The 20,394-nt window shown below is 40.2% G+C and carries 18 protein-coding genes and 1 pseudogene; 14 read left to right on the forward strand and 5 right to left on the reverse strand.

All coding sequences use genetic code 11. The features are described from left to right. The first annotated feature begins 69 nt into the window (after positions 1–69). The 11 genes from J7I90_RS00525 (at position 70) to J7I90_RS00575 (ending at position 11,982) form a co-directional block, all read left to right on the forward strand. Positions 70–282, forward strand: coding sequence for a twin-arginine translocase TatA/TatE family subunit (locus tag J7I90_RS00525; RefSeq protein WP_096338675.1), 213 nt, complete (start codon positions 70–72; stop codon positions 280–282). Positions 283–430: 148 nt separating this feature from the next. Beyond that, positions 431–1,132: a twin-arginine translocase subunit TatC gene (tatC, locus tag J7I90_RS00530; RefSeq protein WP_251025064.1), complete on the forward strand. Its 702-nt coding sequence runs from the start codon at positions 431–433 to the stop codon at positions 1,130–1,132. A gap of 537 nt (positions 1,133–1,669) precedes the next feature. After that, positions 1,670–2,302: a YitT family protein gene (locus J7I90_RS00535; RefSeq protein ID WP_214767663.1), complete on the forward strand. Its 633-nt coding sequence runs from the start codon at positions 1,670–1,672 to the stop codon at positions 2,300–2,302. A gap of 370 nt (positions 2,303–2,672) precedes the next feature. After that, on the forward strand, positions 2,673–4,085 hold the full coding sequence (locus tag J7I90_RS00540) for an amino acid permease (protein ID WP_214767681.1): 1,413 nt from the start codon (positions 2,673–2,675) through the stop codon (positions 4,083–4,085). A gap of 167 nt (positions 4,086–4,252) precedes the next feature. Then, positions 4,253–4,708 carry a hypothetical protein gene (locus J7I90_RS00545; RefSeq protein ID WP_214767684.1) on the forward strand — a complete coding sequence of 152 codons (456 nt, stop codon included), beginning with the start codon at positions 4,253–4,255 and terminating at the stop codon, positions 4,706–4,708. A 69-nt stretch (positions 4,709–4,777) separates the two neighbouring features. Then, on the forward strand, positions 4,778–5,608 hold the full coding sequence (gene phnX / locus J7I90_RS00550; protein ID WP_251025028.1) for a phosphonoacetaldehyde hydrolase: 831 nt from the start codon (positions 4,778–4,780) through the stop codon (positions 5,606–5,608). A gap of 173 nt (positions 5,609–5,781) precedes the next feature. After that, positions 5,782–7,545 (forward strand): sulfoacetaldehyde acetyltransferase, encoded by a 1,764-nt coding sequence (gene xsc, locus J7I90_RS00555; RefSeq protein ID WP_214767712.1) that lies wholly within the window; start codon positions 5,782–5,784, stop codon positions 7,543–7,545. A gap of 155 nt (positions 7,546–7,700) precedes the next feature. Next, positions 7,701–9,053 carry an aminotransferase gene (locus J7I90_RS00560; RefSeq protein ID WP_251025065.1) on the forward strand — a complete coding sequence of 451 codons (1,353 nt, stop codon included), beginning with the start codon at positions 7,701–7,703 and terminating at the stop codon, positions 9,051–9,053. A gap of 136 nt (positions 9,054–9,189) precedes the next feature. After that, on the forward strand, positions 9,190–9,939 hold the full coding sequence (locus J7I90_RS00565; protein ID WP_214767739.1) for a PIG-L family deacetylase: 750 nt from the start codon (positions 9,190–9,192) through the stop codon (positions 9,937–9,939). A gap of 33 nt (positions 9,940–9,972) precedes the next feature. Next, positions 9,973–11,025, forward strand: coding sequence for a YeiH family protein (locus J7I90_RS00570; RefSeq protein ID WP_214767742.1), 1,053 nt, complete (start codon positions 9,973–9,975; stop codon positions 11,023–11,025). Positions 11,026–11,274: 249 nt separating this feature from the next. Beyond that, complete coding sequence (locus J7I90_RS00575; protein ID WP_214767745.1) at positions 11,275–11,982, forward strand: GntR family transcriptional regulator; 708 nt, start codon at positions 11,275–11,277, stop codon at positions 11,980–11,982. 204 nt (positions 11,983–12,186) lie between these two features. Here the strand turns inward: J7I90_RS00575 and J7I90_RS00580 are convergent, their stop codons facing one another. Further along, positions 12,187–12,675 (reverse strand): divergent PAP2 family protein, encoded by a 489-nt coding sequence (locus tag J7I90_RS00580; RefSeq protein ID WP_214767748.1) that lies wholly within the window; start codon positions 12,673–12,675, stop codon positions 12,187–12,189. A 313-nt stretch (positions 12,676–12,988) separates the two neighbouring features. Here J7I90_RS00580 and J7I90_RS00585 point away from each other — a divergent pair, with 313 nt between their 5' ends. After that, a complete protein-coding gene (locus J7I90_RS00585; RefSeq protein WP_214767764.1) occupies positions 12,989–13,360 on the forward strand; it encodes a hypothetical protein in 372 nt (123 codons plus the stop codon). Further along, complete coding sequence (locus tag J7I90_RS00590) at positions 13,360–14,658, forward strand: erythromycin esterase family protein (RefSeq protein WP_214767767.1); 1,299 nt, start codon at positions 13,360–13,362, stop codon at positions 14,656–14,658. Before J7I90_RS00585 ends, J7I90_RS00590 begins: the two co-directional genes overlap by 1 nt. 291 nt (positions 14,659–14,949) lie before the next feature. Here the strand turns inward: J7I90_RS00590 and J7I90_RS00595 are convergent, their stop codons facing one another. Then, positions 14,950–15,390, reverse strand: coding sequence for a GNAT family N-acetyltransferase (locus J7I90_RS00595; RefSeq protein ID WP_214767770.1), 441 nt, complete (start codon positions 15,388–15,390; stop codon positions 14,950–14,952). A gap of 123 nt (positions 15,391–15,513) precedes the next feature. Between J7I90_RS00595 and J7I90_RS00600 the strand changes: the two are divergent. Beyond that, positions 15,514–15,954: pseudogene (locus tag J7I90_RS00600) on the forward strand (MarR family winged helix-turn-helix transcriptional regulator). Between the two features lie 52 nt (positions 15,955–16,006). Here the strand turns inward: J7I90_RS00600 and J7I90_RS00605 are convergent. Genes J7I90_RS00605 through J7I90_RS00615 form a run of 3 tightly spaced genes read right to left on the reverse strand, consistent with a single transcriptional unit; the run spans position 16,007 to position 20,063 of the window. Then, complete coding sequence (locus J7I90_RS00605; RefSeq protein ID WP_214767773.1) at positions 16,007–17,866, reverse strand: ABC transporter ATP-binding protein; 1,860 nt, start codon at positions 17,864–17,866, stop codon at positions 16,007–16,009. Beyond that, a complete protein-coding gene (locus J7I90_RS00610; protein WP_214767776.1) occupies positions 17,863–19,587 on the reverse strand; it encodes an ABC transporter ATP-binding protein in 1,725 nt (574 codons plus the stop codon). Before J7I90_RS00610 ends, J7I90_RS00605 begins: the two co-directional genes overlap by 4 nt. Then, positions 19,584–20,063: a MarR family winged helix-turn-helix transcriptional regulator gene (locus J7I90_RS00615; protein WP_214767779.1), complete on the reverse strand. Its 480-nt coding sequence runs from the start codon at positions 20,061–20,063 to the stop codon at positions 19,584–19,586. The genes J7I90_RS00610 and J7I90_RS00615 overlap by 4 nt, the downstream gene beginning before the upstream one ends. Positions 20,064–20,394: the final 331 nt, after the last annotated feature.

Below are 20,394 nucleotides of genomic sequence, written 5' to 3' on the forward strand. Positions count from 1 at the left end.
AGGGAATCCTTATGATGCTTGACAGGAATGTAGCGAAGAAAAATGAGAAGAACAGAGGAGTGAGTAAGAATGCTTTCAAATATAGGAATACCCGGTTTGGTGATTGTCCTTGTGATTGCACTGATTATTTTTGGACCGTCCAAACTGCCGGAAATAGGCCGTGCATTTGGCCGGACATTATCGGAATTCAAAAGTGCAACCAAAGGATTGGTGAATGATACAGAAAAAGAAGATGAAAATGAGAATAAAGCTGCATTAAGAGCTGTTAAAAAAGAGGGATGAAGTGAATGAGATAGAGCGGGCGGAAAGACTCGCCTGCTTCTTTTCATGAGAAGGGTTAGAGGGGAAGCGCTATTTGCAAAATGGCAAATAATATGTCTAAAAAGGGGGAGTGAAAGTGGAGAGTAAGGATTTACACGTTATTGAGCATATGGAGGAACTCCGAAGCAGAATCATTAAAACACTGATAGGCTTTGTGGCTTTTTTCATAATGAGCTTCATATTCGTACAGGATATTTATAATTTACTTATTAAAGATTTGGAAGGAAAGCTTGCCGTGCTCGGGCCGAGTGAGATCCTGTGGGTATATATGATTATTGCTGGGGTTTGCGCAATAGCTGCAACGATTCCGCTTGCGGCCTATCAGTTATGGCGCTTTGTGGCTCCAGCTTTGAAACCGGAAGAGAGAAGGGTTACATTTCGCTTCATACCCGGACTGTTCATTCTATTCATCACAGGTATCTCATTTGGATATTTTGTGTTGTTTCCAATAGTGCTGGGTTTCCTAACTTCCCTATCGGCCGGGCAGTTCGAGATGATGTTCACTGCGGAAAAGTATTTTCGTTTCATGATTAATTTGATCTTACCTTTCGGGATTTTATTCGAGATGCCGCTTGTGGTCATGTTCCTGACCAGATTAGGCATCATCAATCCAGCAGTGTTAAAAAAGTCTCGCAAGATTTCTTATTTCGTCCTGGTCATCATCTCGATCCTGATTACGCCTCCAGATATAATTTCGGACATTTTGGTTATCGTCCCTTTACTTGTGCTTTATGAAGTGAGTGTACAGCTATCCAATATGGTTTATCGTAAAAGGCTAATGAAGGATGAGTCAGCATTATCCTTGACATGAAATGGATAATCATAACCTTGAAAGTAACATTTCTTGGGAAATAATTAATGGATAATAAAAAGTTGAGGGGGACCCCCTCAGCTTTTTATTGTGGAATAATACTTTTTGGGAATGATTAGCGGGTATGCTTTTGCATTTGCCTTCTGACCAATGTGATTATGTAAGGGGACGAAGTTTTATAAGCCTTCTACTTGTCCAACCCTGTGGAATCCAAATTATTTAAAACAAAGGCATTGGGGCTTCAAGGTAATCACAAGTTACATAAGTTGTATAGAAAATCTGCAATGTCTAAATGATTATGTAGTAGCCATGAACATCTTCAAGTTTTAAGGGGGATATTTTATTTTTTTTATTTAGAAGGAGAGAGGATTCTGGTTAGCGAATAATTGTAATCACTTGAACAGAAAAATGCATTCTTCGAAATATCATTCCAAAATATTGAAAAGTGAAAGGTTCGAATCTTATTAACGTTCAAGTATAAATATATATTTAGAGGGGAGAGAATTATCAAAATATCGAACAGGAAGGTGAGAATTTATGAAGGATTTATTGAAAATTATCGCAGGAAACATCTCCATGACCTTTGCCTATGCTTATTTAATCGTTCCCAATGAAATCATCAATGGCGGGGTAACTAGCTCGGCATTATTATTGAATGCATTATTGGGCTATAACATTGCCATGCTCGCCAATTTGGTTACAGGAATACTGTTAATCATTTGTTTAGTGTTTCTAGGGAAAGAGTACTTTTTTAAGTCGATCGTAAGTTCCCTTAGCTATATGGTTTTTTTTAACTTTTTTTATTCATTGAACATTCAGTTTGATATGAATATCATTTTAGTGATTTTCATTTCGTCGATTTTGATAGCGATAGGATATTATTTATGTATAACAGCAAATGCCTCCACGGTTGGTTTTGACGTTATCGCCTTAATTTTACATCACAAAAATAAAAAAATAGATATTGCTGCGACAATAAGGATTATTAATCTTATCGTACTGATCTTGGGCTTTCTGGTTTATGGTTATGCATCGATTGTTAAGGGAATTGCTTTTACATTGATTTTTTCATATCTATTAAAGAAAATGCTGGATAGGAAGCAGAAGGCAGTAACGTCAGCTACGGAAAGTGTGTTGGATGAAACACCAAAGGTAAATGAAGTAAAATAACTAAAATTGCCGACTTAATGGACATCGTTTTTTATTTGAAAATGATCATTTTGTTATCTAAATATTCTGATTTTTAAATTGACTTTAAAAAAATCAGAGTGTATTATACACATAGAAAGTGGTACTAACATCATGACGTAGTGATGTTAGATTCGCTTCGTTTTTCAAAATAGCCTTAAGGAAGGAGGACTAGTGATATAGAATCTTAAGTTCATAGCGTCATGCCCTGTGTTGTTTTTAAAATGCCATGTTTCCAAGTTCCCACTATCTTTGTGAAAGTGTAAAGGACAGGCTGCTGAAAAGCCTGCTTTACATTCAAGTAGCGATTATCTTAGTTGATTCCCCAAATTATTGAAAGTTGGTGGAGGGTATGAAACATCAACAGGAAGAACTGAAACCAGGTCTGAAACAAAGACATTTAACGATGATATCTTTGAGTGGTGTCATAGGAGCTGGTTTATTCGTAGGAAGCGGTATCATTATTGGTCAAACGGGCCCCGGGGCGATATTATCATATGTTTTGGCAGGCTTGATCGTTGTGTTAGTCATGAGGATGCTTGGGGAAATGGCCACAGTGAATCCCAATACTGGATCTTTTGCGGTTTATGCAAGAGAAGGGATAGGTGAATGGGCCGGTTTTACAACAGGTTGGTTATATTGGTTCTTTTGGGTTATCGTAATTGCTTTGGAAGCAACGGCTGGAGCAGCAATCTTTCACAGCTGGCTTCCTTCCGTTCCCGTCTGGGTCATAAGTCTATCATTGATCATTCTATTGAAAATGACGAATATTTTTTCCGTAAAATCGTTTGGTGAGTTCGAATACTGGTTTTCAATCATTAAAATAATAAGTATCATACTATTCCTGTGCCTGGGGGTGGCCGTGATATTAGGGCTTATCCCAACGATAAAACCACCCGGAGCTTCCAATCTTTTAAACTTTGGCGGGTTTATTCCAAATGGGCTAAGTTCTGTGCTTGTTGGTGTTGCAATCGTTTTTCATGCATTTGTTGGAGTGGAGATTCCAGCGATTGCCGCGGGTGAAACCAGTGATCCGGTTAAATCAGTTAGAAGTGCATTGAATAGTGTGGTTTGGCGAATCCTGATTTTCTATATTGGGTCCATCGCCATTCTAGTGACGCTATTACCATGGAATTCGGCTTCTTTGCTGAAAAGTCCATTTGTTGCCGTACTTGAAATGCTGGGAATCCCTTCTGCTGCCCTGATCATGAATATAGTGATCCTCATTGCATTGCTATCTTGTTTGAATTCGGGATTGTATACGAGTTCGCGCATGTTATTTTCACTTGCACAAAAGGGTGACGCCCCAAAGCTATTTTCTAAAGTGAGCAAGAACGGTGTCCCTATATTTGCTGTAGTCGGCTCTACTATATTCGCCTTTATCAGCACCATTTTCAGTTATGTTTCACCTGATAAAATCTTTTTCTTTTTAGTGAATTCCTCGGGCGGAGTCGGAATTCTTGTTTATCTGGCCATTGCGGTTTCCCATCTCCGATTAAGGAAGAGAATCGAGAAAGAGAATCCTGGAATATTCAAGATTAAGATGTGGTTATTCCCATATTTGACTTATGCAACCATCATTTCCATGATTTCAGTGTTAATATTAATGGCTTTTATCGATTCGCAGCGTCCGCAGTTCATCTTTACCATGCTATTTAGCTTGATCGTTATTTGTTCATTCTTTTTCATTCGGCGAAAAAAAGCGAAGTATTTGGAGAATGAATTTAATATTGCTTCTGGTTCCCCTAATTCTGAAAAGTTATAGCTTTGGCTCCACACCATTGGTTTAATTTAAGATTACTTCTATGGAATTCCTCAGACAAAATTCTTCAATTCACTAATCAGCTAGAATATGATTCCTATAGAAAAAGAGAATTGTGCCAATAAGTGCTTGGTGCCATCTGTCTTTTAAATCATGAAGGAGGGGTTAGGTTGAATGTTTTCCGCGTAATAACCAGTGGAGTTGTCCTTGGAGCCATATTGCTGTCAGGCTGCGGCAATTCAGCTGAACCGGACGAGGCTCAACAAGAAAAAAGTCCAGTCATGAATGAAAATCCGGATTCAAATACGGGTGAAACCCAAAATGTGGAGGTCATTAAAAAAGGTGTCGGTGATGTGATTCAATCCATAAAAGAATTGGAATCTGAAATTAATACGGATGCGGATTCAGAGAGAATTGAAGAAATGGGAAAAGAGATGAGTTCTGTTTGGGATTCGATAGAAAAGCAAGTGGAAGATGAATACCCGGATTGGTATGAAAGGATTGAGAAAAACCTTTACCCATTAATTGGGGAGTCAGGGAATCCAAAAAAGGACCTTGAAAAAATTAAACGACTCTCTAAAGCTACCAAGGACGATTTACAGTTATTTTTGGAAGAAGTTAATTGAATTCTCTTAATACCCTGGTTTAGCAAGTTTGGTGATTTTGGAGGAGGTAAGATGAGGGGGAAGCATAGATTGGAAAGGGCAAAAGAATGCAAAGAGGTTCAAGCAGTGATATTCGATTGGGCAGGAACGACGGTGGATTATGGTTGTTTTGCGCCGGTCCAAGCATTTGTCGAGATATTCAGGATAAGGGGGATAGATATCACCATTAAGGAAGCAAGGGAACCTATGGGATTATTGAAAATGGATCATATAATGGAACTCCTGAAAATGAAACGAATCTCCAATTTATGGATTGCTAAATTCGGGAAAGAACCGGACGAAAGAGATATAAAATCATTATATAAGGACTTTGAGGCTTTGCTTTTTAAGGTTCTCAAGGAGTACGCCAAGCCAATACCAGGCGTAATTGAATTAGTCAGCCGGTTAAGGCAGCAAGGAATAAAAATCGGTTCGACAACAGGATATACTCGTGAAATGATTGATGTTGTTAAAGAAGAGGCGGAAAAATGGGGCTATCAACCAGATTCCATCGTTGCGTCAACCGAAGTGCCTACAGGAAGGCCTGCCCCTTGGATGTGCTTTAAGACGGCGATGAATCTCGAAGTGTATCCACTCAGCAAAATCGTTAAAGTCGGCGATACGATCAGTGACATCAAAGAAGGCATTTCTGCGGGCATGTGGACTGTTGCCGTATTGAAAGGCGGCAGTGAGATCGGCCTATCAGAAGCAGAAATCAACGAAGTGGACCCATATGATCTGCAAAAACGGATGAAACATGCAGAAAATCGTTTTTGGAATGCAGGTGCCGATTTCGTAATTGATGAAATAGGTGATTTATTGGAGATCATCGATAGAATCAACTACAGATTGACTGAAAAAAAGGATATATTTATTGGTTAATAAAAAGTCAAATACATGTGTTAGTGCCTATGACGGACAGAGATTTTAAATTAATTCGAAATATTCGAATTATTCATTGACTATTACGCATAATGGTAGTATTATACATCTTATAACTGGTACGGACGTCGCAACGTCATTATCAGAAATAATATAATTAAGGAGAATGTGCTATGGTCGAAACAAAAATGTTAAGAGGTACAAAAGTTAAAATGACACCAAGTGAAGCAATCGTTGAAACATTAGTGGCCGAAGGAGTAAAACATATCTCGGGAATTTTGGGATCTGCTTTCATGGATATGCTTGATTTATTGCCAACTGCAGGAATTCGTTTCATTGGTGTCCGCCATGAACAAAGTGCAGCCCATATGGAAGATGCGTATTGTCGTGTCTCTGGTGTTGCAGGAGTTGTCATCGGTCAAAACGGACCTGGGATGACGAATATGGTCACCTCTGTTGCAGCGGCCAATCAAGCTCATACTCCTATGGTGGTCATTTCACCTTCAGCTGGTACACCAACGGTTGGATGGGATGGTTTCCAGGAATGCGATCAGGTTTCCATCTTCAAGGCAATCACGAAAGAAACGGTTAGAGTGACACACCCAGGCCGGGTCGCTGATTGCCTCAGGACAGCATTTCGAATTGCTTACGCCGAGAGGGGACCGGTTTTATTCGATATTCCCCGTGATTACTTCTATGGTGAAGTGGAAGATCAAATACTTCAACCACATCAATATCGCGTAGATGAAAGGGGCTGCGGTTCTTCTGCTTCCTTGGATAGAGCAGCTGAAATTTTAGCCGAGGCACAGTATCCGGTCATCATTTCCGGTAGGGGGACGGTTGATTCAGATGGCATTGAGGAAATTAAGAATATGGCAGAATATTTAACGGCTCCGGTAGCTGTCTCCTATATGCATAATGATGCTTTTCCTGCCGATCATCCCTTGTCAGTCGGCCCAATCGGTTACATGGGTTCGAAGGCTGCCATGAATACACTTAAGAAAGCGGACGTCATTTTGGCGGTCGGCACAAGATTATCGGTATTTGGAACACTGCCATGCTATGACATTGATTATTTCCCTAAAGATGCGCAAATCATCCAAATTGATATTAACCCAAGGCAAATAGCGAGGACGCACCCTGTGGAAGTGGGGATCATCGGAGATGCCCGCGAAGCGAGTCGTGAAATCTTGAAACGGTTGAAGGCTAATAAACCAAGCCTAAAACAAGAAAAAGAGCGGATAGTAGAAGTTACGAATGAAAAACAAAAATGGGAAGAAGAATTGGTGAACCTTGCTATGATCGATGGAACCCCAATCAATCCGCGTCGAGCCCTATTGGAATTGACAAAAGTGTTGCCTGAAAATGCCATCGTTACTACAGATATCGGTAATGTTTCTTCAACTGCAAACGCTTACTTGAAATTCAATCAGGGACGCAGGCATATCGCTGCGCTTACATTCGGGAATACTGGATTTGCTTACCCATCCGCACTAGGTGCCAAATTAGCTGAGCCGAACACGCCTGTTATAGCCATTGTTGGAGATGGCGCGTGGGGCATGAGCTTACATGAAGTGAGTACGGCCGTTGAAGAAAACATACCGGTCATAGCATGCGTCTTCAATAATAATGCATGGTGCGCAGAGAAAAAGAATCAGGTCGATTTTTATAATAACCGTTTTGTAGGGGCAGATATCCAAAATCCTGATTTTGCAGAAGTTGCCCGATCAATGGGTGCTGTAGGCATTAGGGTGGAAAAAGCAGACGAGTTAGGCTCTGTCATTGAAAAAGCAATAAAATCAAACAAACCGACTGTCATTGATATACAAGTGGATGGAACACAATTGGCTCCGCCATTTAGAAAAGATGCATTAAAAATGCCTACTAGATTATTAGAAAAATATTCTCATTTAGATCATAAAAACTGGGATAAATAAGAGTTTGTGAAAAAAAGGTGATAGGACAGCTGCGATGACTTGTTGAACGATTTGGGTCATCGCACCATCACCAATTCGCTTTAAAAGGTCTGTAACAGCATGGGAACTTAACTTAGTTACATTCAATGAAAAATAAGGGGGTTTCAAAAGTGAAGATGGAAACTGAAACGAAAGACCTTGTTCAAATGGATAAAGACCATTTATGGCATGCGATGCATCGCTATAATGAGAAGGATGCTCCCATGATGGCTACAGAAGGATCCGGCTCATGGTTCACAGATACTAAAGGTGATAAATATTTAGATGGTGTTTCCGGTTTATGGTGCTTGAATCTTGGTCACGGACGAAAAGAGATTGCCCAGGCTGCCTATGAACAAATGATTAATTTATCATACTTCCCTTTAACATTAAGTCATAAGCCGGCAATCGAATTATCTGCAAAAATAAGTGAACATTTAAAGGGCCCTTATACAACTTTTTTTACGAACAGCGGTTCTGAGGCGAATGAGACAGCTTTTAAAATAGCCAGGCAATATCATTCCCAAAATGGAAATCAGGGTAAATACAAATTCATCTCAAGGTATAGAGCTTATCACGGCAATACTTTTGGCGCGCTAAGCGCAACTGCACAGGCTAATCGGAGAGTGAAATATGATCCGGCGGTACCAGGTTTCCTGCATGTTCCACCGCCGTACAGTTATCGAAGCCCGTTTGGGGAAAACGTTGAAAACTCCGATTTGCTTGCAGCTGAATATATCGATCAGGTCATTAACTTTGAAGGAGCTGACACGGTAGCGGGTGTTATCCTTGAACCATTCATATCTGGTGGCGGGGTCCTTATTCCTTCAAAAGAATACTTAACGAGGGTTTCGGAAATCTGTAAGAAGCATGAAGTTCTATTAATTGTGGATGAAGTGGTTTCAGGTTTTGGAAGAACCGGAAAAATGTTTGGGTTCATGCACTCAGATGGGGTTCAACCGGATATTGTTACGATGGCAAAGGGTTTGACCAGCGGTTATCTTCCACTTGGAGCAACGGCCGTGAATTCAAGGATTTATGAGAAGTTCAAAGACAACGGAAATTTAAATCATTTCAGGCATGTGTCAACATATGGAGGCCACCCTGCATCTTGCGCAGTTGCGCTAAAGAACATTGAAATCTTGGAAAATGAAAACATCGTTCAACGAGTATCTGAACTTAGTGAAACGACACTTCGCGCGCTCTTTGAATTGACAGCCCTGGATAAAGTAGGGGAAGTTCGGGGAGTCGGGTTTTTATATGGCATTGAATTAGTGGAAGATAAAAAGGCAAAAACGCCTGTTTCCGAAGAGTTCATGGGTAAAATAATCGGGGCTTGCAAGGCAAAGGGACTTATCATCGGACGTAATGGTGATACGGTTCCTGGATATGGAAATGTACTCATCATTGCACCGCCTTTATCTTCGACCGTTGAAGATTTACGCTTTGTCATAGAAACGGTTAAATCCGTTTTATGTGAATTATGCTAACCAAAAAGATGTGGAACTTTAGGGTGCTATCTATATAGAAGAAAAATGAAGATGGGCATGATTGACATCCATGTCCATTTTTTCATATTGAGACTAACTGTATGGAAAAAATTAGAAATGCAAAACGGGAGGAAACATGCAATCACAACAAAGGTTATTGGTGGTTCTCGCACATCCCGATGATGAGTCATTCCTGTGTGGGGGAACCATTGCTAAAATGTCTGAGCGGGGTGTTCAGATAACTTTACTATGTGCGACAAAAGGCGAAATGGGCAGACGAATGGGAAATCCCATTGTAACAACAAGGGAGGCATTGCCAGAACTAAGGGTGGAGGAGTTAAAAAGAGCTTGTGAAGAATTGGGGATCAGTGACCTGCGATTTTTAAACGTAAGGGATAAAACGATTGAATTTGAAAGATTCGATTTATTGACGGAGAGAATCGTAAAGGTGATACGTGAAGTTCAACCGGATGCACTAATTACATTCCATGAGAAATACGGTGGGCATCCAGACCATTGTGCGATTGGCCGTGCTGCCGCATTTGCTTTCTTAAACTCCGGTGATTCCGATTTTTATCCAGATCCAGTATTTCCAGCTTTTAAGGTTCATTGTCTGTACTTTGTCCTTTGGCATGCTTTTTATGATGAATGGTTAAAGGAAAACGGGCTGGGAAGTATCAGAGAAGTGAATATAGCAGGGACTTTAAAGAAAAAGATCCATGCCTTAAGGTCACATCGTTCCCAGACTTTAGCGGTTCCTGAATTGTGGGGGAAACAAATTCCAAGCTTGCCTTTTTTAAAGGAATCCGAGTATTTTATCAAAGGGAATTCGCTTCCTAATATAGATGAAACCGATTTTTTTCAAACGATTGAAAGGATGGGATGATATTTAGTTTATCTGGAAAGGGGGAAGGATTGTATGGAATTAGAAAAATATGAGCCATTGGAAGAAACACCTCAGGTGCAGCAGAACCCACTTCAAAATAAGGTGCTTTTGTGGCTGAGCGGTATCGCTTTCACCTTTTTCATTGCCCTCTTAGGCTTGGGGCTGTCGAAGATTTCAGGATTCGATCGAATCGGTCCACTTGCATGCTCGATCATCATTGCCGTGATTTATCGTCAAATTGCGGGATATCCAGAAAAGTTCCGGACTGGAATCGAATTTTCCGCAAAAAAACTTTTGCGTTTTGCCATTATTTTATACGGGTTGAAATTAAATATCGATGTGATTTTCAATCAGGGACTGCCATTATTGGTACGTGACATAGGGACAGTAACATTCGCCATAGTCGTGATGGTCCTGATTGCAAAGTGGATTAAGGCGGATGCTTCCATTTCCCTTCTTCTTGCTGTAGGAACCGGGATATGCGGTGCAGCAGCCATCGCGGCAATATCTCCAATCGTGAAAGCGAAGGAAGAGGATACAGCCATAGGCGTCGGGATAATCGCTTTAATGGGAACACTTTTCTCCATTGTTTATACACTTTTACGTCCGCTCCTTCCGCTATCTGCTTTGGATTATGGAATCTGGTCTGGGATCAGTCTTCATGAAATCGCCCATGTTGCTTTGGCAGGAGCACCGGCTGGTGAAGATGCGCTAGCGATTGCACTCCTCGCCAAATTGGGACGTGTCTTTTTACTCATTCCTTTATGTTTCATTTTTATGTATTGGATGAAAAAGCGAACATCCGGGAAAATGGGCCATGATGCCAAAATTGATTTTCCGTGGTTCCTCGTTGGTTTTATAATCATGAGCCTAATAGGAAGTTATGTGTTTGGAAGTTATATTACGGTTTCACCTCTCGTAATGGATGGCATTTCCAAAGCGACTACATTTATATTGACTATGGCCATGATCGGTCTTGGACTGAATGTTAGCCTGCAGGCACTGCGAACAAAAGCCATGCGTCCTCTTTTAGCCATGACCATTACCTCTTTGCTGCTTTCCATTATTTCGTACTTTATCATTTAATATATAAGCTTTCGTATATGCATGAAATGTGATGAAGGTTGCATATAGGATAAGCCCTGAATACATAGAGCTATTCAGGTTTTTTTTATTTACTCGAAGAAAAACGGTATATGAACGCTGGAAACTCAACAAAACCTAATTTAAGGGAAAAATTGAACGGTGGCATGTTTGAATATTATAACTATTTGGTTTACAATATAAGAACTGATACGAACATTACGATGTCTTTTTCTGTTTGGAGGAAATTTTATGGAGCTAGACTTTAAAAATCCAATCCCTTTACATGCTCAATTGAAAACCATATTGGAAAATCAGATTTTGGAAGGTTATTATAAAGACAAAATCCCGAGTGAAAGGGAACTGATGGATATGTATTCTGTCAGCAGGAGCACTGTACGGGAAGCAGTTTCCATCCTGGTTCGTGAGGGAATATTGGAAAAGAGGCATGGGAAGGGAACGTTCGTCTCCCTTAAACCTGTGCAAGAATGGCTTAAGATGATAAGTTTTACGGAGACCGCTAAAAGCATGGGGATTAAACTGCTAGATCATGGCCGTGTAATGACACCTGAAAATATAGCTGATGCAAATGGGTTTGAGGATGAATCTTACCATATTAAAAGGCTGCGGTTACAGGGGGATGTCCCAATTGCCATTGAATTGCATTATTATTCTTTGGACCTAGGAAAAAAATTGACGAAATTCGATTTAAGTACAACCGTATTGTACGATGCACTCGAAGGTGAATTAAACATTGACTTTTGTGAAGCGGAACAAATCATAACCTGCGGCTTTCCAACAAAAGAAGATGCAAAGCATTTGGGTATAGCCGAAACGATGTGCTTACTGATTACAGAACGAATGATTTTTGATTCTGATGGTAACTTAGTAGAATATTATAAAGGGTTATTCCGATCGGATATGTATTCATTCGCAATGAAAATGTCCCGGAAGAATTGAATTCTACATAAAATGACCTAGGCCTATCTAAGAGAGTTGAGAGGCCTAGGTCATTTTCAAATCTACCGGGATATCCAATGATACGATTTTTGGTGGAGAGTATGCCGATGTTAATAACATAGGCATGTTTTAAAATGACCTATTGTTATATTCAAATTATGTACTTACCTCAAGAGCTAAAAGACCAAGGCTTGCCCACCGTTTTCAGCCGATCGGTTTTGAGGGCTTGCCATCCTCCAATTTAGCCGAAATAAGCCCAAGTGCAACTCCCAGCAATGCACCTGCTCCCACTTCCACAGGCTGATGTCCGAGCAGTTCATTCAGTTCCTTCTCACGCTCAACATACTCAAAGCTCGGAAACTCTCCGGAAAATTTGGCCATATTATCTTCAAGATCATTCACGAGCTTAGCGATTTCCCCTGTATGGCGGCGAATCCCCTGGGCATCATACATCACAATCACGCCAAACACTGTCGCAAGCGATGTTTCCGTATGCAGCCATCCTTTATTCGCTGCCACATACGATGCCAGGGCGGCCACTCCCGCAGAATGCGAACTAGGCATGCCACCAGTTGTGAAAGCCTGCTTCAAGTCCCACTTTCCCGTCAGCTTATAATGCGTTAAAATTTTCAGCCCTTGTGCAAGGCCAATCGCCGACAGCGCCGTTAAAATTCCCCGATTCATCTTTTCCATGAGCAACTCCTCCACTCCACTCCAGACCAGTCCAACCCAATCCGGGAAATTATCTTCCCTATTTTGATACCCCAAAAATATTTTTTATATGCAGCAGTTCCATGATTATCGGCATTTAATAAGAGTCTCTGAATGAATCATGATATCACTTTTTGCCGCGTCCGAGTTCAGCTGAATCATCGATCCGAGGTGGAGTCAGGCTTGTTTTTTTACGGAAAAGGTCACTATTTCATAATAATATTTATAGGATGGGAACCTTAAGGAAAATATATAACGGAACACATAATTAACATGGTGTTAAGGTGGCAAAGGAATGAACAAGATCAAGGATATGAATCCGGAAGAGTTAAAAAAGATCATGATGGTAACCGATAGAATGTCTTTCACAAAAAACTTCAGGTCTGCTACTGCTGAAGAATGGTTCGTTTTCATTCCTGGCTTCAATGACCCAGGTACAGGTGGAGCTGCTGGAAAGGCTATAGTTCACTACAACCTATATGGAAACAAAGATATGTTCATTAACACCACGGTCATACTGGATGACCCTGTTCTATTTGAGGAAGAAAATTTTCAGCTGGTTTACTCTATTTGTGATGAACTTATTAATCGTCTAGTGGGATACGCTGATACTTTACTGTCCGTACACGCAGGTTCCAATTCTTATAATGCCGAGTACAAACGATAATGTTCGTAAGATATCAAGGGGGAAAAACGGTGAAACATAATCTTGTTCAGTCAATAGTCGAACAATCAGTCATGCTTACTAATGAAGAAGATTGGGATAAGCTCATTCAACAAGTTAATAATGCAAAATTTGTTTTGCTTGGTGAGGCATCACATGGGACATCCGAGTTTTACACGGCTCGAGTTGAAATAACAAAAAAGCTGATTCAAGAAAAAAGGTTCACCTTTGTAGCTGTTGAAGGCGATTGGCCCGCTTGCCAGGCAATAAATAGGTATGTTAAAGGCTATGACTTAGTGACTAAATCCGCAAAAGATGTGCTAAAAAGTTTTGACCGCTGGCCGACCTGGATGTGGGCAAACGAGGAAATGATTGACCTGATTGAATGGATGAAAGAATACAATGAGTCTGGACAAAATCAAACGAAAGTTGGATTTTATGGGATAGATATCTACAGTCTTTGGGAATCCATGGATGAAGTTATCCGTTACTTAAAACAAATTGATTCAACTGACCTCGAAGCTGCCAGACAGGCGTTCACTTGTTTTGAGCCATTCAATCGGAATAACGAGGAGTACGCAGTTTCTGCAGGCATTTTTTCGGAAGACTGTATAGACGAAGTAGCCAAATTACTGACGACTATTCAACGAAAAAAAGAAAAATACCCTCATCACGAAGAATTGAATTTGAATCTTCAAGTGAATGCGTTGGTAACATACAATGCCGAAAATTATTACAGGACCATGGTCGTCCATGATGATAGATCATGGAATATTCGAGATATGCATATGGTTGATGCACTTAATGAAATTATGGATTTTTACGGCTCTGAAGGCAAGGCGATTGTATGGGAACATAATACCCATGTTGGTGACGCCAGCGCTACTGATATGAAAGATTCAGGGATGATTAATGTCGGCCAGGTCATTCGAGAGCAAAACCCGACTGAAGATGTATTTATCACAGGTTTCGGAACCTACAGAGGAACTGTCATAGCAGCAGAGGAGTGGGGCATGGATTTTGAAATAAAAACAGTACCCCCGGCTATGAATGGAAGTTGGGAGGAGGCGATGCACCTTTCGGGGGCTTATGATAAGTTGCTCATTTTCACCGATGAAAATCGTCAGCTATTCCAAGGCAGGATTGGTCACCGGGCGATTGGGGTTGTATACAGACCGGAATATGAACAATATGGTAACTATGTACCTTCTGTAATGTCAGATAGATACGATGCTTTTATTTATATTGATGAAACCCAGGCCCTTCACCCGCTCGTTCAAGAAAAAGCACCCGTTCTGTAATAAAAAGACGAAGCCGTTTATGTTATAAACAGCTTCGTCTTTTTGTTCGCGTATATCTCTCATAAAATGCAAAATATGGTCGCGTGGATTTTGGGGTTAAATATAAATCTGAAACTTGTAAACCAAACTTTCCTTTTATTTAGAAGGGTCGGAAAGTGTGGGATGAGGGTCACTTTTTATGTGTTTCCCTTATCCGAAGTATAATTCACAATACAAAGTTAATAGATTAATCATTCTGTTCTTTGACCTTTTAAATCAAAGGTTATTTTTTGTTTTACTCACATTTAACACTTATTCCTTAACCAATTCCTTTATCATTAATAGATGTGGACCCCCATCTTCCATAAAGACATCGGATGAAGTCCGATAGCCAAGTTTTTTATAAAAGCCCTCTGCCTGTGTTTGCCCATGTAATTTAACCTGAGTAACACCTTGTTCCTTTGCAATTTCTTCCAACGTTTTAAGTATTATTTTCCCGAGACCAAATTTACGGTAAGGCTCCAAGATGCAAATTCTCTCCAATTTACCTAACCCATCAACAACTCTCAATCTTCCAGTTCCGACTGGCTTTTCATTATAATAGACTAATATGTGTTCAGATAAAGCATTAAGTGTATCAAATTCATCAAATTCAAATTCTAATGGGAAACCTTGTTCCTCGACAAATACTTCTTTTCTGATATGAAAGGCTATTTTTAAATCATTTTCAGTAGTTATTCTTTTTGAATCCAATGTTCTTCATCCCTTTTCTAGATTTATATAAAAAGACAAGCCATAATAAATGTATATCCTATTTTAGTATAAATGAAATTATTTTTGTTGTAAATACAACAAAAAAAGCCAAGGTCTTTTTGAATGAAGGAAATACTCCGTAAAATTGGAATGATAGCAAGGGCATTGGACTTTATAAGTAATATCGAATTTAAAGAATTTGACCTTACAAAAGGGCAGTATTTGGAATATGTGAAAACCCAGGTATCATTCAGGAAAAGTTAGCAGAAATGATAAAGGTTGACCGAACGACAGCAGCTCGTGCCATTAAAAAACTTGAAATACAAGGGTTAATCGAGAAGAAAAGTGATGAGGAAAACAAAAAAATAAAAAGCTATATGCAAACGATATAGGTGAAAAGGTCTATCCTCTTTGAAAAAAGAAGGGGAGTATACTGACAAGGTTGCGTTATCTGGATTTTCTCTGGACGAAGCGGAAACGATTCTTCATCTTCTTCAAAGAGTCAGAAAAAATATTGAGGTAGATTGGGAATTTGTGAAAAAGGGAAATAAAAGGGGGGAGTGATACATTATAAGAAAGAGGCTCGATTTCGTTTCAGAATCGAGCCTCTTTCTAATTATCCAGCCACATTTTCAGTGAACTGACTATTGTATAGCTCTGCGTAGAAACCATTCTCCCTTAAAAGGTCTGAATGCGTTCCTTTCTCTTTCACTTTTCCTTGTTCCATAACAAGAATCAAATCTGCATCCTTAATCGTTGAGAGACGATGGGCAATGACAAAGCTGGTTCGTCCTTCCATCAGTCGGTTCATGGCCTTTTGGATAAAGACTTCTGTCCGAGTGTCCACACTAGACGTCGCTTCATCCAAAATCATGATTGGCGGATCTGCTAGAACAGCCCGGGCGATTGTCAAAAGCTGCTTTTGGCCTTGTGAGATGTTCGAAGCTTCTTCGTTTAAGATTGTCTCATAACCATCTGGCAGTGTCCGAATGAAATGGTCGGCATGTGCCGTCCGAGCAGCTGCAAAAATTTCTTCATCAGTTGCTCCATTTTTGCCATAAGCGATATTTTCTTTAATCGTACCATTAAAGAGCCAGGTATCTTGAAGTACCATACCAAAATTCTTTCGAAGATCATTACGTGACATATTCCGTGTATCAAGACCATCAATCGTAATCTTTCCGCCATTGAGTTCATAAAATCTCATCAAGAGATTTATCATGGTCGTTTTTCCAGCACCAGTCGGTCCAACAATTGCGACCGTCTGTCCAGGCAAGACATCGATGTTCATATCTTCAATTAACATTTCTTCCCCATATCCAAAGTCCACATGTTCAAAAGAGACAGCACCATTTGCCCTTTTTATATTAACTGTGGTTTGTTCTTTCATTTCCTCTTCTTCATCAAGTAGTTCAAAAACACGTTCAGCGGCTGCAACCGTCGACTGAATAATGTTAGCGATGTTAGCCGTTTGTGTGATTGGCTGGGTGAACTGCTTCGAATATGTGATGAATGCTTGAATGTCACCAATTGAAATCGAACGTTGCGTCACCAATATTCCGCCGACAACGCTGATGAGGACATAGCTCAAATTTCCGATAAAGAACATTACCGGCATGATGATACCCGATATAAACTGGGCTTTGCTTCCCGCTTTATACAATTCTTCATTAACTTCAGTAAACTGGGCACTCGCCTTTTTTTCATATCCGAATGCTTTAACGACTTGATGGCCGGTATATATTTCTTCAATGTGACCATTTAATTGTCCGAGTTTACGCTGTTGATCGGCAAAATGTTTTTGGGATCTTTTTAAAATGGGCCGGATTGCAAATATTGACAAAGGTAAGCTGATTATCGAGATTAATGTCAATAATGGGCTTATCGAAAGCATCATGATGATAATCCCCACAATCGTTACGATTGATGTGATGAATTGCGTTAAGCTTTGCTGAAGGGTGCTCCCGATTGTATCAATATCATTTGTCATTCGGCTAAGTGTTTCACCGTTTGGACGTCCTTCAAAATATTTGAGTGGAAGTTTCTCGAGCTTTTTGTTCACATCTTCTCGAAGATCATATACCGTGTCTTGTGCAACACTTGACATAATGTATTGTTGTACATAGCTGAAAAGGCTGCTTAAAGCATAAAGTCCGGCAAGGAGTAGAAGAATCTGGCCAATTTTATCAAAGTTAATAGCTGCTCCTGGTATTCCCTGGAATTTTCCGTAAGCTCCTTCGAATAATTCTGTAATTGCATTTCCCATGATCTTCGGTCCTACAATCATAAAAATCGTACTCATGATTGCAGCTAAGAACACGGAAATCAATCTGTTGCGCCTCGGTTTTAAATAGGTCAATAGACGTTTTAGTGTTCCTTTAAAATCTTTAGCTTTTTGCCCCATCAGCATCATGTTACCGCCACCAGGGCCATGCCCGACCTGACCGCCGCCTTGAGGTTTCTTTTGATTACTCATGCAATTTCCTCCTCTGTGAGCTGTGATAAGGCAATTTCACGGTAAATGTCGTTTGTGCTAAGCAACTCATGGTGTGTTCCAATGCCTACAATGTGGCCTTCGTCTAACACAATGATTCGGTCAGCGTCAACGACGGTACTGACACGCTGTGCAACTAGTAGTACCGTCGAATTTTTCGTTTCATTTTTTAGGGCTGCGCGAAGGTTGGCATCCGTCTTGTAGTCCAGTGCCGAAAAACTATCATCGAATATATAAATATCCGGTTTTCGAATGAGTGCCCTTGCAATCGAAAGCCGTTGTTTTTGCCCTCCTGATAGGTTTGAACCGCCTTGATCGACTTCTGCCTCATAGCCGCCTTTCATATTGCTGATAAAATCCTCCGCTTGTGCGATCCGAGCCGCATGCTCAACTTCATCTTGTGTAGCTGTTTGTTTTCCAAAGCGAATGTTTTCAGAGATAGTACCTGTAAAGAGGGAGGCCTTTTGTGGTACAAAGCCAATTTTTGAACGGACTTCATCTTGAGATGACTTACGAATATCAACACCATTGACGCGAATCGTTCCGCTTGAAATATCATAGAAGCGAGGGATCAAATTGACAAGAGTCGTTTTCCCGGAACCTGTTCCACCGATTATTGCTGTGATTTCACCAGGATTTGCTGAAAAACTAATATCCGATAATGCAGGTTCTTCTGCTCCTGGGTAACTGAACGTAACATGTTCAAATTCAAGGGTACCATGTACACGATCTGCCTTTTCTGTCCCCTCATCCAGGAATGAAGGTTTCATGTCAAGGACTTCGTTTATCCTTGTTGCCGACACGGCAGCTCGTGGAACCATAACGAACATCATGGAAGCCATAACGAGAGCGAACATAATTTGCATAACATATTGGATAAATGCCATTAAGTCCCCGATCTGCATACCGCCGTTATCAATACGGACTCCACCAAACCAAATGATACCAACAACCGTCAAGTTCATGACAAGCATCATTACAGGCATCATGAAGGCCATGATTTTATTGACTTTGATTGAGACATCCGTTAATTCTTTATTCGCATTCTTTAGACGTTCTTTCTCTTGTGTTTCACGATTGAAGGCACGAATGACGCGAATGCCAGTTAAATTTTCTCGTAATACAAGGTTCAACCGGTCTAATCGTTTTTGCACCGTTTGAAAGAGCGGCACACCTTTATATAGAATAAGCAAGATTGACCCAATCAAAAAAGGCATTGTGACAACAATGACAAGTGATAATTTTGCATCCATGGATACAGCCATGATTACTCCGCCGATTAACATGATAGGTGCACTGATAACCATACGAAGCATCATGATAACCACTTGCTGGACTTGTGTTATATCATTGGTCGTACGTGTAATCAATGACGCCGTACCGACTTCGTCAAATTCTTGTAACGAAAATTTTTCAACGTGATTAAAGACCTTCAGGCGGAGATCGCGTCCCATTCCCATTGCCGCTTTGGACGAATAGTAACTTGCGATTATGGATGCACAAGCGCCAAGTGCGGAAACCAAAAGCATAAAACCGCCGATTTTCCAAATATAAGAAGTGTCTCCTTTAACAACGCCTTTGTCAATAATATCAGCCATTAGTGTAGGCAAAAAGAGGTCTGACATGGACTGAATAAACACCAGACCGATAACTGCTAAAATAATCCACTTATAAACGGATAAATTTTTCAGTATTTTTATCATTTTGTACACGCTCCCTGTTCGGTTGCTTGTGCTTCTAAAAAGTTTGTAATTTGAAGATGTGTTTTTAGCAACTCTTCAAACTGTTCTTCGGAAAGCATTTCAATGGCCGTTTGAAAGACTTGGTGAATGCTTCCTTCGTGAAAATGAATCGATTTTAATAAATTTTCGCCCTTATCGGTGATTGACAATTGAATCTCACGCCGGTTGCCCTCCATATGCTCACGATGGAGCAAACCTCCGCGAACCAGACCATCGATAGCTTGGCTCAAGGTGCTTTTTGGAAGAAATGTTTTCTCCCCGACATTTTTTTGGGAGGTCTCTTTGTAAAGGGTAATGGTCATCAAAATGGAATATTGAGGAACTGTTAATCCATTTTCTGCGGCTGTCTTTTGAACGAACCGCATGATATTTTTCTGTACGTTCCAAAATGAACGCAATAGTTGTACGGAACGCATTAATTGTTTTTCATTCTCCACTCAACATCACCATTCTTTCTGTATTGAACTGTTCCATTTCGAACATTTAATTTTATGAACCATTTTAATTTACAGCTATTCTTCCGCTTAGTCAACAAATAAATAACTTCAGCACCCCGGCTTTTATCTAGTCTTGGATGCGTATATGGAAATGAGTTAAAGTCAGGTCAGGCTAAAACTGATAAACCCATTGTGTTTTTGTTATAGAAAGGTTTTCTCGTGAAAATAACGATACAAAGTGAAATTAACTTGAAAATGTGAGATGAAAAGTGGTAGGATAATATTGCATTGAGTTAGTACCAGGTAATAATAGTAGATGATAACGCATTTG

Source organism: Bacillus sp. ISL-57 (genome assembly GCF_018613135.1).
GTDB lineage: Bacteria > Bacillota > Bacilli > Bacillales > DSM-1321 > Peribacillus > Peribacillus frigoritolerans.

Coding starts and splice junctions, on each gene's coding strand:
- J7I90_RS00560 (WP_251025065.1), top strand. CDS start 7,701: ATGGAAACTGAAACGAAAGACCTTGTTCAAATGGATAAAGACCATTTA.
- J7I90_RS00580 (WP_214767748.1), bottom strand. CDS start 12,675: ATGGAAAAGATGAATCGGGGAATTTTAACGGCGCTGTCGGCGATTGGC.
- J7I90_RS00565 (WP_214767739.1), top strand. CDS start 9,190: ATGCAATCACAACAAAGGTTATTGGTGGTTCTCGCACATCCCGATGAT.
- xsc (WP_214767712.1), top strand. CDS start 5,782: ATGGTCGAAACAAAAATGTTAAGAGGTACAAAAGTTAAAATGACACCA.
- J7I90_RS00590 (WP_214767767.1), top strand. CDS start 13,360: ATGTTCGTAAGATATCAAGGGGGAAAAACGGTGAAACATAATCTTGTT.
- J7I90_RS00610 (WP_214767776.1), bottom strand. CDS start 19,587: ATGATAAAAATACTGAAAAATTTATCCGTTTATAAGTGGATTATTTTA.
- J7I90_RS00535 (WP_214767663.1), top strand. CDS start 1,670: ATGAAGGATTTATTGAAAATTATCGCAGGAAACATCTCCATGACCTTT.
- J7I90_RS00540 (WP_214767681.1), top strand. CDS start 2,673: ATGAAACATCAACAGGAAGAACTGAAACCAGGTCTGAAACAAAGACAT.
- J7I90_RS00570 (WP_214767742.1), top strand. CDS start 9,973: ATGGAATTAGAAAAATATGAGCCATTGGAAGAAACACCTCAGGTGCAG.
- J7I90_RS00575 (WP_214767745.1), top strand. CDS start 11,275: ATGGAGCTAGACTTTAAAAATCCAATCCCTTTACATGCTCAATTGAAA.
- J7I90_RS00585 (WP_214767764.1), top strand. CDS start 12,989: ATGAACAAGATCAAGGATATGAATCCGGAAGAGTTAAAAAAGATCATG.
- J7I90_RS00525 (WP_096338675.1), top strand. CDS start 70: ATGCTTTCAAATATAGGAATACCCGGTTTGGTGATTGTCCTTGTGATT.
- tatC (WP_251025064.1), top strand. CDS start 431: ATGGAGGAACTCCGAAGCAGAATCATTAAAACACTGATAGGCTTTGTG.
- J7I90_RS00605 (WP_214767773.1), bottom strand. CDS start 17,866: ATGAGTAATCAAAAGAAACCTCAAGGCGGCGGTCAGGTCGGGCATGGC.